We start from the raw sequence: 17,118 nt of genomic DNA on the forward strand, positions 1-17,118 counted from the left end.
CGGACCGACCCGCGGGAGCAAGCTCCCTCGCCACAGGTCCGCGGATATTTCAGACCGGTGCGTATTCTTCCATCGCTGCCATGTAGATCGAGTTTTTCGGCCGGGCGAACAGGCGTTCCATCATCGGTTCGAAGAAACTCAGCGGCAGGGTCTCGTAGTCCGGATCAAAGGCTGCCGCGTCATACCTGGCGCAGAACTCGAGGGTTTGCCGGTACTGCGGGTGTTCGCGAAACTGCTCGCGCAGGTGCCGGTCCATGCCCAGGTGATGGAAAAAATAGTAGCCCTGGAAAATCCCGTGCTTTTCGACCATCCACAGGTTTTCAGGGCTGACGAATGGCTTGAGGATCGCTGCCGCAATGTCCGGGTGGTTGTAGGAGCCAAGGGTATCGCCAATGTCGTGGAGCAGCGCACACACCACGTATTCCTCATCCCGGCCATCGCGCCAGGCGCGGGTGGCGGTTTGCAGTGAGTGGGTCAGCCGATCGACCGGGAAACCGCCAAAATCACCCTCCAGCAGTTTCAGGTGCGCCACAATCCGTGTCGGCAATTGTTTGGCGTAGGCACTGAAGTCCGCGGCGATGATCGCCCAGTCTTCCTGCGTACCCTCCTTCATGTGGGTGAAACGGGCGTGCGCATTCATCAGCTATCCTCTTATTGTTTTCGAAGGGACGTCGTGCAGTGTAGAACTTGGATCCAATGCTGCACTGGCCATGTGGGACGGCTTGATGGCCCGGCGAGCCTAGAAAGGCACTTTGCCGAGGATCATGTCGCGATACATGATGAAGTCGCCGAGCAGGCTGTAAAACGGATGCTGGAATGTCGCTGGCCGGTTTTTTTCAAAGAAAAAGTGTCCGACCCAGGCGAAGCTGTAGCCGGCCAGAGGCAGGGCCAGCAACAACAGCCAGGCACCGTTGCCGATAGCGAAGGCCAGGATGAAAAGCACCAGGCTGGTGCCGACAAAGTGCAGGCGTCGGCAGACACTGTTGCTGTGTTCGCTGAGGTAATACGGGTAAAACTCGGCGAAGCTGCTGAAACGTTTGATGTTTTCCACGACTGCATTCTCTGTGGTTATTGTGCTGCCGAGCGGATGTTCTGCGGGCAGCTTATTTAAGTCTAGAGTCATCAGTGGCAACAGCCAGTGACCTTGGGCGCCACTTTAGTATCCTTCTGAAATTGGCCGTGATGCGCGGCACATCAAGTAAGAAAACGCCATGAGCGAACGAACGACTTCTGCAAGCTGGGCGATGGGGATTGTCAAGGCACTGGAGATGGACGGCCTGGATTGCCGGGTCTTGTTCAAACAGCTGGGGCTCGACTACGCGGCGCTGAATGATCCGGATGCGCGCTTTCCTCAAGATTCGATGACGCGACTCTGGCAGCGTGCGGTAGAGCTGTCCGGCAACCCGGCAATCGGTCTGAACATGGGCAAGTTGGTCCGCCCGGCATCGTTTCATGTGGTCGGTTATGCCTTGATGTCGAGCCAGACCCTGGCGGAAGGTTTTCAGCGCCTGGTGCGTTATCAGCGGATCATCGCCGAAAGCGCCGACCTGAGTTTTCGCCTGTTACCCGAAGGGTATGCACTGATTTTGACGGTGCATGGCGACCACCTGCCGCCCACCCGACAAAGTGCCGAAGCGTCACTCGCCTGCGCGCTGGGCTTGTGTGGCTGGCTGACCGGGCGCACCTTGCAGCCACGCAAAGTGCTGATGCAGGGCGATCAACCCCAAGACCTCGAACCCTACAAATTTGCCTTTCATGCGCCGCTGGAGTTCAGCGCGCCTTATGACGCGCTGATTTTCGAACGGGCAGACATGGAAGCCCCGTTGCCGACTGCCAACGAGGCGATGGCGTTGTTGCATGACCGGTTTGCCGGCGAATACCTGGCTCGGTTTTCTGAAAGCCAGGTTACCCACAAGGCCCGGCAAGTGCTCTGTCGCCTACTGCCGCAAGGCGAGCCCAAGCGCGATACGGTGGCGCAAATCCTGCACTTGTCCCAGCGCACCTTGCAGCGACGCTTGCAGGAAGAGGGTACGAGTTTTCAGACGCTGCTCGACGACACGCGCCGTGAGTTGGCCGAGCAGTACCTGGCGCAACCGAACATGACCCTGCTGGAAACTGCCTACCTGTTGGGGTTCGCCGATCCGAGCAATTTCTTTCGGGCTTTTCGGCGCTGGTTCGATACCACGCCCGGCGAATACCGGACGCGGTTGATGGACGCGCCCAAAGAACTCAGTGACGCCAGAACGCCGGGATACACAGCACAAACACGGTAATGATCTCCAGTCGCCCGAGCAGCATGCCGAGGGACAGAATCCACTTGGCGGCGTCGGGCAGGCTGGCGAAGTTACCGGACGGTCCGATGGTTTCACCCAGTCCCGGACCCACTCCGGAAACCGTACTGGCGGCACCGGTCAAGGCGGTCATCCAGTCCACGCCCAGCAGCGACAGCGCCAGGGCGATGGCGCAAATGGTGATTGCAAAGAAGAACGAAAACGTCAGGATCGAGCGCACAATTTCTTCGTCGAGACGATGACCGTTGTACTTCTGCTTGATCACCGCACGGGGGTGGATCAGTTGGTTGAGGTTAGCCTTGAGCAGGATAAAGGCCACCTGGAAACGGAAGATCTTGATCCCGCCAGCGGTCGACCCAGAGCAACCACCGACAAAGCCCAGATAGAAAAACAGCATCAATGAGAAGGTGCCCCACAAGCTGTAGTCCCCCAGCGCGAAACCGGTGGTGGTGACCACCGAGGTGACGTTCAGCGCAACGTGGCGCAGTGCGTCCAGCCAATGCAGGTCGGTGGTCCACCAGTACCAGGTGCCGAGTACCAGCCAGGTCACCAGCAGCATGCCGAGTAACCCCTGCACTTGCTGATCCTTGATCAGCGCCCGTCGATTGCCGCGTAAGGTCGCCACGTACAAGGTAAATGGCAGGCTGCCGAGAATCATGATCACCACCGCGACCCAGTGCACAGCCGGTTGCGTCCACTTGGCCAGGGACTGGTCGGAGGTGGAGAAGCCGCCAGTGGATATTGCCGACATCGCATGGTTGACGGCATCGAACGGGCTCATGCCCGCCCACCAGAACGCCAGGCTGCCGAGGATGGTGATGCCGACGTAGGCGGCGACGATCAGCCGGGCCACCATGTGCGAACGCGGCATGACCTTTTCGGAACGGTCCGATGACTCGGTCTGAAACAGCCGCATGCCGCCGATGCGTAGCAGTGGCAGAATCGCGACCGCCATGCCGATAAAGCCGATACCGCCCAGCCAGTGCAGCAACGAACGCCACATCAGGATTCCCGGAGACATGCTGTCCAGGCCGCTGAGCACAGTAGAACCGGTGGCGGTGATGCCTGACATGCTTTCGAAAAACGAGTCGGTGTAGCTGATGTGCTGGGTTAGCAGAAATGGCAAGGCGGCGAATATGCAGACCACCACCCAGCTCGACACCGTGAGCAGGTACATGTCCCGCGGGCGCAGGTGTATATGCTCTGGTCGCCCGGGGATGACCAGCGCCAGGCCGGCGAGGAAGGTAATCATGCTGGCCCAGAGGAACGACGGCAGGTCGCTGGTGCGGTCGTAAATCAGCAGGGTTGCCATCGGCACAACCATGCTGATGGCCAGGGTGATCAGGAAGATGCCGATGATGAAACCAATGATCCGTAAGGTCGGCAACGCCATGAAGTCCGCTCGGGCTGATAGGGAAGGGCGCCATTCTACCTGCGAGGCAGGGCATGTAAACCGGCATCCCGGCGGCAGTTGCCGCTAGAATAGCCAGACATTTTTTTCAGGAGGTGGCCGATGCAGGCTCTCGACGCTTTGCTCAACCGTGTATCCGTTCCGCGTTTGCTCGACCCGGCGCCCACCGCAGCACAACGGGAAGTGTTGTTTTCCGCGGCCATGCGCGCGCCGGATCACGGGCATTTGCAGCCGTGGCGTTTTCTTACGGTCGAAGGCGCGGCGCGCGAGCAATTGGGCGAGATACTGGCGCAGGCTGCACGCCTGCAAGACGCCGATGTGCCTCAGGCCCTGGTGGACAAGGCGCGCAATGGCCCGCTGCGTGCGCCATTGGTCGTCGTTGTGGTGGCGCGCGTTCAAGACCACGTCAAAGTGCCAAAGTCCGAGCAGTTGCTGGCGGCAGGTTGTGCGGCCCACGCTATCTTGCTGGCGGCTTACGCTCAGGGGATCGGCGCGGTGTGGCGTACCGGCGAGCTGGTCTATTCGGAGCATGTGGCCCAGGGGTTGGGCCTGGCCGAAGGTGAAGAAGTGATTGCGTTCCTTTACCTGGGCACACCGCAGAACGAACCGCGGGTGGCTGGGAAAGTCGATCTCGCCGAGTTTGTCAGCGCCTGGCCTGCCAAGCCCTGAACATGATCGTCCCCACGCGGGAGCGTGGGGATGATCGTTACGGTGCGATACCGGGCTCTAATGGCAGCTCCAGGCTGGCAATGAATCCACCTTCCGGGTGATTGGCCAGAATCAGGCTGCCGCCGTGGCGCTCTGCCGCGCGACGGGCGATGGCCAATCCCAGGCCATGTCCGGGGGCGGTCTGGCCGGGTGCCCGAAAAAACGGCTCGCCCAATTGCTTCAAATGCTCGGCTTCTACACCGGGGCCGTGGTCGCGCACGCTGATCACAATCCGATCTCCCTGACGCAATGCCAGCACTTCAATCGGTTGTCCTGCCGGATTGAAGCGCTGGGCGTTGCGCAACAGGTTGTCCAGCGCCCGCTCGATCATGGTCGGCCAGCCCTTGAGGCTTAATTGCCGTTCGGCTTCGATACGGATGCTTTGCTCTGGCGCGCCAAGCTGAGCGTCTTTTTGCACAGTATTGAGTAGCGCGTTGAGGTCGACCGCTTCGGCACTTGCGTTGTCGGCGTCGACCCGTGCCAGCACCAGGATTTCACTGATCAGTGCTTCCAGACGATCACATTCGCGGGTCAATCGTGGCCAGAGTTTTCCGCGTTCTTCGGGACCGGCCCGTTCCGCAAGCGCCAGGGCGATGCGCAACCGGGCCAAGGGTGAGCGCAGTTCGTGAGACACGTCGCGCAGCAGTTGCCGCTGGCTGCCGATCAGGCTTTGCAGGCGTGCGCCCATGCGGTTGAAGTCGTTGGCCAGCACGCCAAACTCGTCACGCCGGTTGGCCAGCCGCGCCAGGCTGTTTTGCTGATAGGTCGTCTGACCGAGATCGTGCACCGCGCCGCGCAAACGGCTCAGCGGGCGGGTGATGGACAGCGTCACCAGCAGGCTGAACAGTGTCAGCACCACCAAGGCAATCGCCAGCGCACTGAAGGGCCAAAGCAGGCTGTTGCGGTGCCAGGCGTTGAGCTCTGGATGCGGAATACGGTAGATCAGCAAGTAGGTTTCGGCGCTTTTCGGGCTGGTGTACTCGACGGTCAGACGCCGCCAGGGCAGGTGACGGCCGCTGTCGTCGGGGTTGTCGTTTTGCCGTGCTTCCAGGGCTGCCGCGCGGCGAGGAAAGGTCCCGCGCACCACCGGGTCACCACCTTCGTTCAGTACCTGAACATCGATGTGGTAACGCCGTTTGCGTTGTTCGAGCAAGGCTTGTGCCGCGTCCTCGCCTTTTTCTTCGTAGAGCTGCGTCCACTCTTGCGCCAGGGTATTGAGGCCCGGGTGGCGACTGAGAATCCAGGCGTCCTGGTTCAACATGTGCCCGAGCAGGATCGACAGCCCTGCAACCAGAGCGATGGCCAGCCAGAAACTGGCAAGGATGCGCCAGAACAATGAACGCACGGTAAGTCCTCAAACAAAGAAAGCCCAATGGCGATTGACCATTGGGCTGGGGAGAAACGCTAGAGCATTATTGCGTTTTTTGCGGTTGTTGGGCTTTCCAGGCCTGGAACTGCTCCCATTCGGCTTTGCGTTCGGCCTGCTTCTTTTGGATCGCATCGAACTTCTGCTGTTGGTCCGGCTTGAGAAGGGCACGAATGTCCTTCTCGGTTTTCTGGCGGCCGGCCGCCATTTGGTCTTTCATGGCCTGCTGATCGGCTGGCGAGAGTTTTTGCAGGTACTGCTCGACCAACTCTTTACGTGCATGCATCTGCTCGCCGATCAATTTGCGAATCTGCTCGCGTTGTTCGTGGCTGAGGTTCAACTCTCTGTACATGCCTTTGCCGCCATGCATGTGCTCGCTGTAGCCGTGGCCTTCCATTGGGCCCATCGGGCCTGGGCCTTCTGGTGCAGCCATGGCAATGGTTGGCAGTGCAGCGGCGAACATCAAAGCGATAAGGGTCTTGCGCATGGTGTGTCTCCTTGTCTCGTTCCCGGTGTGTTCCGGATGAGTACAGAATACGGAGATCAAGGTCAGCGGCGGTCAGCAGAGCGTAAAGCTTGGGTAAAGACGGTTCAGAGGCTGTAGTAATAACCACGGCTGCGCAGGGCAACGATGCGCGGGCGACCGTCGGGGTGCGGGCCGATCTTTTTGCGCAGGTTGCTGACGTGCATGTCCAGGCTGCGGTCGTACAGGGTCAGCTTGCGCCCCAGGGCGATCTGCGCCAGCTCCTGCTTGTCCAGCGGTTCGCCGGGTTGCTTGAGCAGGGCTTCGAGCAGGCGACTTTCCGAGACGGTCAGGGTGAATTCCTGGTCGTCGATGCTGACCACGCCGCGGACCGGGCTGAAGCACAGGTCGCCGAGTTCCATCTGGCTGGACACCGCTGCCGGATGGCTGCGTCGCAGCACCGCACGCAGGCGCGCGGTCAGTTCTCGGGGATCACAAGGCTTGGCCAGGTAATCGTCGGCGCCCAGTTCCAGCCCGAGGATCCGGTCCAGCGGCTCGCCACGGGCCGAGAGCATCAGCACCGGCAGGTCCGGGTGGTCGTTGCGCAACTGCTTGAGCAGCTCCAGACCGCTGCCGTCGGGCAGCATCACATCCAGCACCACTGCTGCTGGCGCAGACTCGGCCAAGGCGCGGCGCGCACTCAGACCGTCGTGGCAAGCGTGCACGACAAAACCTTCCTGGCTCAGCCAACTGCTCAGGAGCTCACACAGCTCCTGGTCATCATCAATTAGTAACAGCTCGCTCATGACTCACTCAATTTAGCCATTGCCGACGTGTTCTACGTCCACCACTGGCGAAGATACCGCAGAGCAGGGCCAATAGCGCTACTCCGGCGCCAGTGACGAACCACTGCTGTTGATCGGTCAGCAGGCGCGGCAGCGGGTTTGCCTGGGCTTCCTTGAGTTGCAGCTTGAGGCGCTGATTCTCTTGGCGTAACCGGCCCAGCAAGGCGCTTTCGCGTTCGTTATCGGCATTTTGCAGTTGTTTGTTCAGCTCTTCTCGTTGCCGCTCGCTCTCTTTCAAGCGCTGCTGCAATTCGGTGATCTGGCTTCCGGCGCTTAACGACAGAGGCGTTGAATAGCCTGAGTCCGAATGCTCTTCGGCATGGGCGAAGGCCCCGATCGATAACGTGACCAACAGCAGGCACAGCGGACCTTGGCGCATCGAAACTCCTGATTCCAATCGAGTGTTGGGCAGGTTGTCGGCCGTGGAACGAGAATAATGAGCAATTGAACACGCGATGAACCGAAGGTTCATCGCGCAGAGGCCGGGTTATGGCAGGACTTGCTTGAACGGTTTGACCAGAACGTTGGCGTAGACGCCTGCGGCGATATACGGATCGGCGTCGGCCCAGGCCTTGGCGGCTTCGAGGGAGGCGAACTCGGCGACGATCAGGCTGCCGGTGAAACCTGCTGCGCCCGGATCATTGCTGTCGATGGCAGGGTGCGGGCCTGCCAGGACCACGCGGCCCTCGGCCTTGAGCTGTTGCAGCCGCTCGATGTGGGCAGGGCGCGCAGCCAGGCGGTTTTCCAGGGAGTTGGCGACGTCTGTAGCAATGATTGCGTAAAGCATGTCAGTCCTCGGTTTTTGGCGTAGAAGTGTCGGCGTCGTGCAGGTGGCGGGACAGGTAAATGCCCTGGCCGACCAGGAACAGCAGGGTCATGCCCAGGCTGCCGAAGACTTTGAAGTCGACCCAATAGTCCTGGAAGGTGAACGCAACGAACAGGTTGGCCGCGCCACAAAACAGGAAAAAGCCGATCCAGGCGATGTTCAAACGGCTCCAGACCAGGTCCGGCAGGGTCAGCGCATGGCCCATGATGCGTTTGATCAGCAACTGCTCGCCGATGAAGTGGCTGCCGATAAAGGCCAGGGCGAACAGCCAGTTGACCACCGGTGCTTTCCATTTAAGGAAGGTTTCGCTGTGGAACGCCAGGGTCAGGCTACCGAAGACCAGGCAGGCGATCAGGGTCAGCCACTGGCTCTTTTCCAGCTTGCGCTGCTTGATGAACAGCGTGCCGTAGACCACCAGGGAGCTGGTGATCAGCATCGCAGTGGCGCTGTAAATGCCGCCTACGGTCAGTGGATAACCGGCGATGTCGACGACTCGTGGATCGATTTTGAAGACGATGAAAAACAGCAGAAGCGGGATGAAGTCGATGAATTGTTTCACAGTGGCAGCCAGAAGCAGGATGTGGCGGCATAATAACAAACATATTGAGTCGCGAAAGCGCCAGCTGATTTGAGGTTACACAGTCCTGTGAATGTTGATTTGCACTGCCATAGCACGGCCTCCGATGGCGCCCTGGCGCCTGCGGTACTGGTTGCGCGTGCGTTCGAGAAAGGCGTGCGAGTCCTGGCCTTGACCGATCACGACACCCTTGAAGGCCTCGACGAGGCCCGCAGCGCTGCGGTTGCGCTGGGGATGCAACTGATCAACGGCGTCGAATTGTCCTGTACCTGGGGGGGTGCGACCATCCATGTGCTCGGTTACGGGTTCGACGTCAATGCCCCGGCGCTGGTCGAGGCGATTGCCAAATTGCGTGACGGGCGCTGGCTGAGGTCCGAAGAAATCAGCCGCAAGCTCGAACTCAAGGGCATGCCGGGCGCGCTGGAAGGCGCGCGAGCTATCCAGCAGGAGCTCGGTGACAGCGGCAATGCGCCGGCCCGACCGCACTTTGCCGACTATCTGGTCCGTGCAGGCTTCGTCAAGGACCGTGCCGAAGCCTTCCGCAAGTGGCTGGGTGCCGGCAAGCTGGGGGACGTCAAGCAGCACTGGCCGACCCTGGAAGAAACCGTCGAAACCCTGCGCGCTGCCGGGGCCTGGGTCAGTCTGGCGCATCCTTGGCACTATGATTTCACCCGCAGCAAACGCCGTCGCCTGATTGCCGACTATATTCAAGCAGGCGGCCACGCAATCGAGGTGGTCAATGGCCATCAGCCGGCCGAGCAGGTCGGCAGCCTGGCTATTCTTGCGCGTGAGTTCGGTCTGCTGGTCAGTGCCGGCAGTGATTTCCATGGACCCGGAGGCTGGTCCGAGATCGGTGAGTACCGCCCACTCCCGGAGGACCTTCCACCGCTTTGGTGTCGGTTCAAACATGACCCAGCCGTTATTGCCGTCTGAACAGGTAGACAATGTGAGTCAATTTTTCCAGATTCATCCGGAAAACCCGCAAGCGCGCCTGATCAAACAGGCTGTCGAGATCATCCGCAATGGCGGGGTGGTGATTTATCCCACTGACTCGTCCTACGCCATTGGTTGCCAGATCGGTGACAAGAATGCTGTGGAGCGCGTGCGTCGGCTACGTCAGCTGGATGAAAAGCACAATTTCGCGCTGATTTGCAGCGACCTGTCACAGCTGGGGCTGTTCGCCAAGATCGACACCGGCACCTTCCGCTTGCTCAAGGCCCACTTGCCGGGACCGTACACGTTTATTCTCAACGCCACCCGTGAAGTGCCGCGTCTGCTGCTGCATCCGAAGAAGCGCACCATCGGACTGCGGGTGCCGAGCCATCCGATTGCCCTGGCGTTGCTCGAAGAGCTGGGCGAGCCGCTGATGAGCGTGACCCTGATCATGCCCGGTGACACCGACCCATTGAGCGATCCGTATGAAATGCGCCAGTTGCTTGAGCATCAGGTCGACCTGATCATCGACGGCGGTTTTGGCGGTATCAAAGCCTCCACGGTGATCAACCTGGCGGATGGCGAGCCCGAAGTGATTCGCGTCGGTTGCGGTGACCCCGCGCCCTTTACGGTTGAGGCCTAGATGTCCGCAGTAGAGCCCGTCGATAGCCAGACCGGTGCACAGCAAGAGCTGCCGTTCGCCATGGTCTATGGCCAGGCGGTCATGGAAATGCCGCTGGACCTGTACATTCCGCCGGACGCGCTGGAAGTCTTCCTTGAAGCCTTCGAAGGCCCGCTCGACTTGCTGCTGTACCTGATACGCAAGCAGAACATCAATATCCTCGACATTCCGGTGGCGGAAATTACCCGGCAGTACATGGGTTATGTCGAGTTGATGCAGTCGGTGCGCCTGGAACTGGCTGCCGAGTATCTGGTGATGGCGGCGATGCTCGCCGAGATCAAGTCGCGGATGCTGCTGCCGCGCTCGGCCGAGATCGAAGAGGAAGAGGACGATCCGCGTGCCGAGCTGATCCGGCGCTTGCAGGAGTACGAACGCTTCAAGGCCGCGGCTGAAGGCATCGACGGCCTGAGCCGGGTCGGCCGCGATGTGGTGGTGCCCAAGCTCGATGCCCCGCAGGCGATGGCGCGCAAATTGCTGCCGGACGTGAGTCTGGAAGAGTTGCTGATGTCCATGGCCGAGGTGCTGCGCCGTGGCGATATGTTCGAAAGCCATCAGGTCAGCCGCGAGGCATTGTCAACGCGCGAGCGCATGAGCGATGTGCTGGAACGGCTCAAGGGCGGCGGTTTTGTGCCTTTTGTCGAGCTGTTCACCGCCGAAGAAGGACGCTTGGGTGTGGTCGTGACCTTTATGGCGATCCTCGAACTGGTCAAGGAATCCTTGGTCGAGCTGGTGCAGAATGAGCCGTTTGCGGCTATCCATGTGCGGGCGCGAGCCGAATAACGAGCAAAATCAATGAATCTGAGTGAACCCCGCGAGCTGGCGCCACTGCTTGAAGCCTTTCTGTTGGCCTCGGGAAAGCCGCAGTCGATGGAGCGTCTGTACGAACTCTTCGAGGAGGGCGAGCGCCCGGAGCCGCCGGTCTTCAAGAAGGCCTTGGCGATTCTCGCGAAATCCTGCGACGGTCGGGCTTTTGAGCTGAAGGAAGTCGCCTCGGGCTACCGTCTGCAAATTCGCGAGAAGTTCGCTCCCTGGGTCGGACGTCTGTGGGAAGAGCGCCCGCAGCGCTATTCCCGGGCGATGCTGGAGACCATGGCGTTGATCGCTTATCGTCAGCCGATCACCCGTGGCGAGATCGAGGATGTGCGCGGTGTGGCGGTCAACAGCCACATCGTCAAGACCCTGCTGGAGCGTGAGTGGATCAGGATCGTCGGTTATCGCGACGTACCGGGCAAGCCGGCGATGTTCGCCACCACCAAGGCGTTCCTCGATCATTTCAACCTGAAGAACCTCGACGACCTGCCACCGCTGGCCGAACTGCGCGAGCTGGAGCCCGAGCCGATGCTCGAGTTCGACGACGCACCGGTGCCGCAGGGCCTGCAAGAACTGGCCGATGCCAGCGCCGAGCCGGAAGAGCCGAAAGACGAGACCAGTTTCCATACCTTGCTGCTCGAACTGGACTCGATGGAAGAGGGGATCAAGACCGACTTCGACGACTTGCTGCGTGATGGCGCGGTCAGCGACAGCGAGCCGCAGCCGCCCGTTGATGCGCCCGTCGAAGTGGCGGTAGAGACCGAGCACCAGGTTGAAGCCGAGGCCGAAACTGAAGAAGTTGAGGAGGAGGCTGAAGACGACGTCCTCGGCGTTGCCGAAGCTCGGGAGAAACTGCTCGCCGCCGTCGCCGCACTGGAGCAGCCCAAACCCGAACCCAAACCCAAACCCAAACCCGAACCCGAACCCGAACCCGAGCTGAGCGAAGAAGAAGCCGAAGCCCGGGCCCTCGCCGAAGCGATCGAGAACGAACGCCGCCAGTTTGAGGATTGAGGGGGCCAAAAGATCCTTGCGCACCACCGGTCAGCGGAAAAACAATTAACCGACCGTTTATCCGCTAGTCTCTGATGCGCGAGCGGCGTCATGCGCGTATGATTCGCGACCCTTCGGCGATCCTTTCGCCCAAAGACCAGATTTCAACTCTTCAGGCCAGGCCTGAACAGACCACACCGGGAGGTGCCCAGATGAGTATCAATGACCAGAAAGACGACCAGGAAATCGGCCCAGCAGGCGAAAAACTGCAGAAAGTCCTCGCCCGTATCGGCGTCGGCTCGCGCCGCGACGTAGAAGCCTGGATCAGTCATGGCCGGATCAAGGTCAACGGCAAAGATGCCACCCTTGGCCTGCGAGTCGACCTGCACGACGCCATCACCATCGATGGCAAGGTGATCAAGCGTGAAGAAGCGGCCGAATCGGTCCGCCGCGTGATCATGTACAACAAACCCGACGGCGAAATCTGCACCCGTGACGACCCGGAAGGCCGTCCGACCGTGTTCGACAAAATGCCGAAACCCAAAGAAGGCCGCTGGATCAACATCGGTCGTCTGGACATCAACACCACCGGTTTGCTGATGTTCACCACCGACGGTGAACTGGCCAACCGCCTGATGCACCCATCCTACGAAATGGACCGTGAGTACGCGGTACGTGTTCGTGGTGAAGTCGACGACGAAATGATCGAGCGCCTGAAGGCTGGCGTCGTTCTCGAAGACGGCCCGGCGAAGTTCACCGACATCAAGCAGGCTCCAGGTGGCGAAGGTTTCAACCACTGGTACCACTGCGTGGTGATGGAAGGTCGTAACCGTGAAGTTCGACGTCTGTGGGAATCCCAGGGGCTGGTGGTCAGCCGTCTGAAGCGCGTGCGTTTCGGTCCGGTGTTCCTCAACTCTGACCTGCCGATGGGCCGCTGGCGCGAAATGAGCCAGTACGAAGTCGACGTACTGAGTGCTGAAGTCGGTTTGACCCCGGTGGCCATGCCGCAAATGAACGCCAAGAGCAAAGACAAGCTTGAGCGTATGCAGCGCAAGTCGTCCCGTCCGGTCGGCAAGAGCGAGCGCGTGCGGACCCTGCGTCCAGCGACCGGTGCTCCAGCGGCTGCTGGCCCGCGTCCAGCGCGCGAGCCGCAGATCGAAGGCGAGCGTCCGGCTCGCAAGCCGGCACCACGTCAGGACGGCGAGCGCGGTCCACGCACTCCGCGTCCGGCCAACGGTCGCACTGAACGTGGCGAAGGCCGCGGTGCTCCGTCCGGTGGTCGCAGCGATCGCGGTGCGCCGGCAGGTCGTGGTGAGTCGGGTCGCGGTACGCCAGTGGCAGACCGTCCGTCCGACACCAAGCGCCCGGCCAAGCCTGCGCCGAAAAAGCGTCCGGGCATCGTCCTGGTCGACCGTGATGCGCCATCGGGCAAGCGTCGCGGCGCACCGGCCGGTTCCGGTCAGCGTCCTGGCTTTGGTCGTCGCAAGCCGGAATAATCGGTAAGCGCTCCATAAAAAACGCCAACCCTCGGGTTGGCGTTTTTTTTTGCCTCTTTGGAGCATCGCGGGCAAGCCTTGCTCCTACAGATTTACCTCCATTTTCAAGATCACCGCAAAACCTGTAGGAGCATGGCTTGCCCGCGATGACGTCAGCCGCGTCACCACTGAACTCGCTTAGAACACAAACCGCCCATCAAACACCGGCTTGTCATCCAGCGCCAACACGCCGCTGGCGAAGATCAGGTCCAGGTGATGGCTGCCCTTGGCGCCACCGCCCAACCCCAGGTGGAGGCCGCAATGGCGCTCTTCGAAGCCGGCGTTGCGCGCATACAGGTCCTTGACGCCCTCGTTGGTGCCGATCCCCAACTCCTCGATGCGTCGGTTGGAAGGATTGGCATCCAGGTATTTGTTGAAGTCATGTTCCAGCCCCGGCACTTGCGTGGCGATTCGGCTGATGGTCGAGTTCTCGATCCACAATTCCAGCGGCGATTCGAGCACACCATATTTGCGGGCGAAAGGAATGGTGCCGAGGAAGGTACCGACGAACTTTACCTGGCCATTGATGGCTTCGCTGTGGGTGGCGATCTCGCCGGGCGCCAGGTCGAAGTTGCCGACGCCGTTGATATTGGTCCACTTCTTGATGCTGCTCAACGGTGTTTCAAAGTAAGAGCCATGTCGATCACTGAAGCTCAGGGTGGTGGCCTGGGACATGCGCTGGATCAGATGGCCGTTGAGCCCGGCGATACGTTGCGGCGTGACGCTGAAGGTGTCGTAGAAGTAATCGCCGTAATCCTTGAACAGCAGCGACTTCTTCCAATGGTCGGCCATGACGCTTTGCAGGGCGCGAACAAAGTCGGGGCCGTCCGGGCGCGGGTTGGGCAGGGTCGACGAGTCATAGAAGAAAATGTACAGATCGCAGTCGGCAATCGCCTGCGCCAGGGTTTGGGTCGATTCGAGGTCCAGGCGCATGGCACTGAAGTGGAATGGCTCGTTGGCCGCTTGCTCGATGATTGCGCCGGTCAACGCCTCGTAAGGTTGCGTATGCCCGAGCAAGACCTTGGCCGGACGTACGCCAACGAGGGCAGGGTGGTGTTCGAGGTAGTAAAGGAAATGCGAAATGGCGCGGAGTCTATCCATGAATCCTCCCTGACAGTCAGCAATAGTGGCAGGTACGACCGGCCGGCGCGTACCTGCCTGGATATCTTACAAAGGCCACATCGCCGTGCCGAACGGAACGACCGCGTCGGCTTGCATCATTTCAACGGCAGCGTCATGAGTCGGCGCTTCAAACCACTCGTCCAGTTGCAGTTCGGTTTCCAGGTCTTTATTCATTGCTTGCATAGTGAATCTCCCTGATAGCTTTAAGGTTGAATGACGGTGCTGTTTTTCAGTGCATGAATAAATCATTGCGACTGAAAAAACTGCCGCTTACTTGCGGGACTTCACGGTCTGGCAAGTGGTTGGAAACCTAGTCCAGTACTTTTTAAAATACAATTTAAAATTTAAATTCAATTGCGGTGAAATTTTTATTCCGTTTTTTGTTGTCTGTTTTTTCAATTAAAAACAAAACGCTAACTCGGTCTCATCGGCAGGAATGGGGCTGCTGTCAATTTGCAGTCGGCCTCCAGAAAGATCTGTTGTGGAAAAAATACGTTACGCCTCGTAACGGAGGCTTTACGAAAAGCCGCGTTCTGCGCCATGGATTCGGGTTGCAGTGAGGGCTGTAAGGAAAAGCTTCCGATTGGCGCTCGGTCATACGGTTTGCAGGGCTCTGGTCCGCTTGTTTCAAGACGGTTTCAGCGGTGAGATGCGCCCATGCCTGTCGTGCAGGTGCATAACAAGAAGGAGGCGCAATGAACGCCGTGAGTCATCTCCATCTCTCTTCGAGGGGCGATTTTTCCATCGTCCCCGTCAACGACCCGCAAAGGTCTGAGCCTTTTTTTGCAGCCGTCCGGGCTCCCCGAGGCGGACACAGGCAATCCCGGCAAACGACACGCTGATTCAGCGGTGTCTGGCAGCAGGGGGTTACAGGTGTACAATGCGCCGCGTTTTAACTGTGACCTCCCTGCGTAACTGCGCAAACTCAAGGCTATCCGCTTTGTTAACTCCGCCGCGCCACAAGCGTGTCGGGTTCGATTTCGTCACAGATAAAAACAAACAGGTGACGCATGACCGGTAAAAAAACGCTGAACTCCTGGTGCCTGCGCTGGGGTTTGATCCGCGCTGCTTGATCCTGATCCGAGCGGCAACGTCTTAACGAACATTATCAAACCTTGCGTGAGACCCTTTTCATGAGTGGACAAAACTCGCATTCAGGTACGCTTCAACGCGGCCTGAAAAATCGCCATATTCAACTGATCGCCCTCGGTGGCGCGATCGGTACCGGATTGTTCCTGGGCTCTGCCGGTGTGCTGAAATCGGCCGGCCCGTCGATGATTCTCGGTTACGCAATCTGTGGCTTCATCGCTTTCATGATCATGCGCCAACTGGGCGAAATGATTGTTGAAGAGCCGGTGGCTGGCTCGTTCAGCCACTTTGCGCACAAGTACTGGGGCGGTTTCGCCGGCTTCCTGTCGGGCTGGAACTGCTGGATCCTGTACATCCTGGTGGGCATGTCGGAACTGACTGCGGTCGGCAAATACGTGCACTACTGGTGGCCGGATGTCCCGACCTGGGCTTCGGCTGCAGTGTTCTTCGTGATGATCAATGCGATCAACCTGGCTAACGTCAAAGTCTTTGGCGAAGCGGAGTTCTGGTTTGCGATCATCAAGGTCGTGGCGATCGTCGGCATGATTGCCCTGGGCAGCTACCTGCTGGTCAGCGGCCATGGCGGCCCGCAAGCCTCGGTGAGCAACCTGTGGGAACACGGTGGGTTCTTCCCGAATGGCGTCAGTGGTTTGGTGATGGCCATGGCGATCATCATGTTCTCCTTCGGGGGCCTGGAAATGCTCGGTTTCACCGCAGCAGAAGCCGACAAGCCGAAAACCGTGATCCCGAAAGCCATTAATCAGGTGATCTACCGGATCCTGATTTTCTACATCGGCGCCCTGGTGGTTCTGCTGTCGCTGACCCCGTGGGACAGCTTGCTGGTGAGCCTGAATGCGTCCGGCGATGCCTATAGTGGCAGCCCGTTCGTTCAGGTGTTCTCGATGCTGGGCAGCAAGACCGCGGCGCACATCCTCAACTTCGTGGTGCTGACTGCTGCGCTGTCGGTGTACAACAGCGGCACCTACTGCAACAGCCGCATGTTGCTGGGCATGGCTGAACAGGGCGACGCCCCGAAAGGCCTGGCGAAGATCGACAAGCGCGGCGTGCCGGTGCGTTCGATCCTGGCCTCGGCCGCGGTAACGTTCGTTGCGGTGGTGATGAACTACCTGATCCCGCAGCACGCGCTGGAACTGCTGATGTCACTGGTGGTTGCAACGCTGGTGATCAACTGGGCGATGATCAGCTACTCGCACTTCAAGTTCCGCCAGCACATGAACCGCACCAAACAAACGCCCTTGTTCAAGGCGCTGTGGTACCCGTACGGCAACTACATCTGCCTGGCGTTCGTGGCCTTTATCCTGTGCATCATGCTGATGATCCCGGGCATCCAGATCTCGGTCTACGCGATTCCGGTGTGGGTCCTGTTCATGTGGGTCTGCTACAACATCAAGAACAAACGCAGCGCTCAGCACGCGTTGAATGCTGCGGCTTCTGCGGTGAAGTAGCGCA

Annotated in this window: 19 protein-coding genes; 8 read left to right on the plus strand and 11 right to left on the minus strand. The window is 59.7% G+C overall.

The window, feature by feature from the left end; translation table 11 throughout:
• Positions 1-49: 49 nt before the first annotated feature.
• Both AO353_RS18465 and AO353_RS18470 read right to left on the minus strand, forming a co-directional pair.
• Positions 50-640 (minus strand): HD domain-containing protein, encoded by a 591-nt coding sequence (locus AO353_RS18465; RefSeq protein ID WP_054596248.1) that lies wholly within the window; start codon positions 638-640, stop codon positions 50-52.
• A gap of 99 nt (positions 641-739) precedes the next feature.
• Positions 740-1,051: a DUF962 domain-containing protein gene (locus AO353_RS18470; protein ID WP_054596249.1), complete on the minus strand. Its 312-nt coding sequence runs from the start codon at positions 1,049-1,051 to the stop codon at positions 740-742.
• A gap of 160 nt (positions 1,052-1,211) precedes the next feature.
• On the opposite strand from AO353_RS18470, the gene AO353_RS18475 reads away from it, so the two are divergent.
• Positions 1,212-2,273, plus strand: coding sequence for an AraC family transcriptional regulator (locus tag AO353_RS18475; RefSeq protein WP_081013763.1), 1,062 nt, complete (start codon positions 1,212-1,214; stop codon positions 2,271-2,273).
• On the opposite strand, the gene AO353_RS18480 is transcribed toward AO353_RS18475, so the two are convergent.
• On the minus strand, positions 2,230-3,684 hold the full coding sequence (locus AO353_RS18480) for a TrkH family potassium uptake protein (protein WP_054596251.1): 1,455 nt from the start codon (positions 3,682-3,684) through the stop codon (positions 2,230-2,232). The genes AO353_RS18475 and AO353_RS18480 overlap by 44 nt on opposite strands.
• Before the next feature lie 120 nt (positions 3,685-3,804).
• Here AO353_RS18480 and AO353_RS18485 point away from each other — a divergent pair, with 120 nt between their 5' ends.
• Complete coding sequence (locus tag AO353_RS18485) at positions 3,805-4,371, plus strand: NAD(P)H nitroreductase (RefSeq protein ID WP_054596252.1); 567 nt, start codon at positions 3,805-3,807, stop codon at positions 4,369-4,371.
• 37 nt (positions 4,372-4,408) lie between these two features.
• Here AO353_RS18485 and AO353_RS18490 read toward each other — a convergent pair whose 3' ends face one another.
• From AO353_RS18490 to AO353_RS18515, 6 genes are all read right to left on the minus strand, one after another.
• Positions 4,409-5,755: a sensor histidine kinase gene (locus AO353_RS18490; protein WP_054596253.1), complete on the minus strand. Its 1,347-nt coding sequence runs from the start codon at positions 5,753-5,755 to the stop codon at positions 4,409-4,411.
• Between the two features lie 67 nt (positions 5,756-5,822).
• Positions 5,823-6,263 (minus strand): Spy/CpxP family protein refolding chaperone, encoded by a 441-nt coding sequence (locus tag AO353_RS18495; RefSeq protein WP_054596254.1) that lies wholly within the window; start codon positions 6,261-6,263, stop codon positions 5,823-5,825.
• 104 nt (positions 6,264-6,367) lie between these two features.
• Complete coding sequence (locus AO353_RS18500; protein ID WP_054596255.1) at positions 6,368-7,045, minus strand: response regulator transcription factor; 678 nt, start codon at positions 7,043-7,045, stop codon at positions 6,368-6,370.
• Positions 7,046-7,052: 7 nt separating this feature from the next.
• Positions 7,053-7,463, minus strand: a complete 411-nt coding sequence (locus tag AO353_RS18505; RefSeq protein ID WP_054596256.1) for a hypothetical protein — start codon at positions 7,461-7,463, stop codon at positions 7,053-7,055.
• A 108-nt stretch (positions 7,464-7,571) separates the two neighbouring features.
• Positions 7,572-7,871 (minus strand): YciI family protein, encoded by a 300-nt coding sequence (locus AO353_RS18510; protein WP_054596257.1) that lies wholly within the window; start codon positions 7,869-7,871, stop codon positions 7,572-7,574.
• Position 7,872: 1 nt separating this feature from the next.
• Positions 7,873-8,469, minus strand: coding sequence for a septation protein A (locus tag AO353_RS18515; RefSeq protein WP_054596258.1), 597 nt, complete (start codon positions 8,467-8,469; stop codon positions 7,873-7,875).
• Positions 8,470-8,556: 87 nt separating this feature from the next.
• Between AO353_RS18515 and AO353_RS18520 the strand changes: the two genes are divergently transcribed.
• The 5 genes from AO353_RS18520 to rluB all read left to right on the plus strand — a co-directional run bounded on the left by AO353_RS18520 (position 8,557) and on the right by rluB (position 13,398).
• A complete protein-coding gene (locus AO353_RS18520) occupies positions 8,557-9,420 on the plus strand; it encodes a PHP domain-containing protein (RefSeq protein WP_054596259.1) in 864 nt (287 codons plus the stop codon).
• A gap of 13 nt (positions 9,421-9,433) precedes the next feature.
• The gene (locus AO353_RS18525) at positions 9,434-10,063 is read left to right on the plus strand and encodes an L-threonylcarbamoyladenylate synthase (RefSeq protein WP_054598268.1); all 630 of its coding nucleotides are present in this window, start codon (positions 9,434-9,436) and stop codon (positions 10,061-10,063) included.
• Positions 10,064-10,183: 120 nt separating this feature from the next.
• Positions 10,184-10,882, plus strand: coding sequence for a segregation and condensation protein A (locus tag AO353_RS18530; RefSeq protein WP_173859978.1), 699 nt, complete (start codon positions 10,184-10,186; stop codon positions 10,880-10,882).
• A gap of 12 nt (positions 10,883-10,894) precedes the next feature.
• Positions 10,895-11,923: an SMC-Scp complex subunit ScpB gene (gene scpB / locus AO353_RS18535; protein ID WP_054596261.1), complete on the plus strand. Its 1,029-nt coding sequence runs from the start codon at positions 10,895-10,897 to the stop codon at positions 11,921-11,923.
• Between the two features lie 191 nt (positions 11,924-12,114).
• On the plus strand, positions 12,115-13,398 hold the full coding sequence (gene rluB / locus AO353_RS18540) for a 23S rRNA pseudouridine(2605) synthase RluB (RefSeq protein WP_054596262.1): 1,284 nt from the start codon (positions 12,115-12,117) through the stop codon (positions 13,396-13,398).
• Between the two features lie 177 nt (positions 13,399-13,575).
• Here rluB and AO353_RS18545 read toward each other — a convergent pair whose 3' ends face one another.
• Positions 13,576-14,538 carry a hypothetical protein gene (locus AO353_RS18545; protein WP_054596263.1) on the minus strand — a complete coding sequence of 321 codons (963 nt, stop codon included), beginning with the start codon at positions 14,536-14,538 and terminating at the stop codon, positions 13,576-13,578.
• 66 nt (positions 14,539-14,604) lie between these two features.
• Entirely contained in the window at positions 14,605-14,742 is a 138-nt protein-coding gene (locus tag AO353_RS31390) for a hypothetical protein (protein WP_054596264.1), read from the minus strand.
• A gap of 950 nt (positions 14,743-15,692) precedes the next feature.
• Between AO353_RS31390 and AO353_RS18555 the strand changes: the two genes are divergently transcribed.
• Entirely contained in the window at positions 15,693-17,114 is a 1,422-nt protein-coding gene (locus tag AO353_RS18555; protein ID WP_054596265.1) for an amino acid permease, read from the plus strand.
• Positions 17,115-17,118: the final 4 nt, after the last annotated feature.

Origin of the sequence: Pseudomonas fluorescens (assembly GCF_001307155.1) — a bacterium.
Classification (GTDB): domain Bacteria; phylum Pseudomonadota; class Gammaproteobacteria; order Pseudomonadales; family Pseudomonadaceae; genus Aquipseudomonas; species Aquipseudomonas helvetica.

What these genes read in the sequence shown, in the direction of transcription:
- AO353_RS18465 (WP_054596248.1), bottom strand. Translation starts at nt 640, where the DNA reads ATGAATGCGCACGCCCGTTTCACCCACATGAAGGAGGGTACGCAGGAA.
- AO353_RS18475 (WP_081013763.1), top strand. Translation starts at nt 1,212, where the DNA reads ATGAGCGAACGAACGACTTCTGCAAGCTGGGCGATGGGGATTGTCAAG.
- AO353_RS18480 (WP_054596251.1), bottom strand. Translation starts at nt 3,684, where the DNA reads ATGGCGTTGCCGACCTTACGGATCATTGGTTTCATCATCGGCATCTTC.
- AO353_RS18485 (WP_054596252.1), top strand. Translation starts at nt 3,805, where the DNA reads ATGCAGGCTCTCGACGCTTTGCTCAACCGTGTATCCGTTCCGCGTTTG.
- AO353_RS18495 (WP_054596254.1), bottom strand. Translation starts at nt 6,263, where the DNA reads ATGCGCAAGACCCTTATCGCTTTGATGTTCGCCGCTGCACTGCCAACC.
- AO353_RS18500 (WP_054596255.1), bottom strand. Translation starts at nt 7,045, where the DNA reads ATGAGCGAGCTGTTACTAATTGATGATGACCAGGAGCTGTGTGAGCTC.
- AO353_RS18505 (WP_054596256.1), bottom strand. Translation starts at nt 7,463, where the DNA reads ATGCGCCAAGGTCCGCTGTGCCTGCTGTTGGTCACGTTATCGATCGGG.
- AO353_RS18510 (WP_054596257.1), bottom strand. Translation starts at nt 7,871, where the DNA reads ATGCTTTACGCAATCATTGCTACAGACGTCGCCAACTCCCTGGAAAAC.
- scpB (WP_054596261.1), top strand. Translation starts at nt 10,895, where the DNA reads ATGAATCTGAGTGAACCCCGCGAGCTGGCGCCACTGCTTGAAGCCTTT.
- rluB (WP_054596262.1), top strand. Translation starts at nt 12,115, where the DNA reads ATGAGTATCAATGACCAGAAAGACGACCAGGAAATCGGCCCAGCAGGC.
- AO353_RS18545 (WP_054596263.1), bottom strand. Translation starts at nt 14,538, where the DNA reads ATGGATAGACTCCGCGCCATTTCGCATTTCCTTTACTACCTCGAACAC.
- AO353_RS31390 (WP_054596264.1), bottom strand. Translation starts at nt 14,742, where the DNA reads ATGCAAGCAATGAATAAAGACCTGGAAACCGAACTGCAACTGGACGAG.
- AO353_RS18555 (WP_054596265.1), top strand. Translation starts at nt 15,693, where the DNA reads ATGAGTGGACAAAACTCGCATTCAGGTACGCTTCAACGCGGCCTGAAA.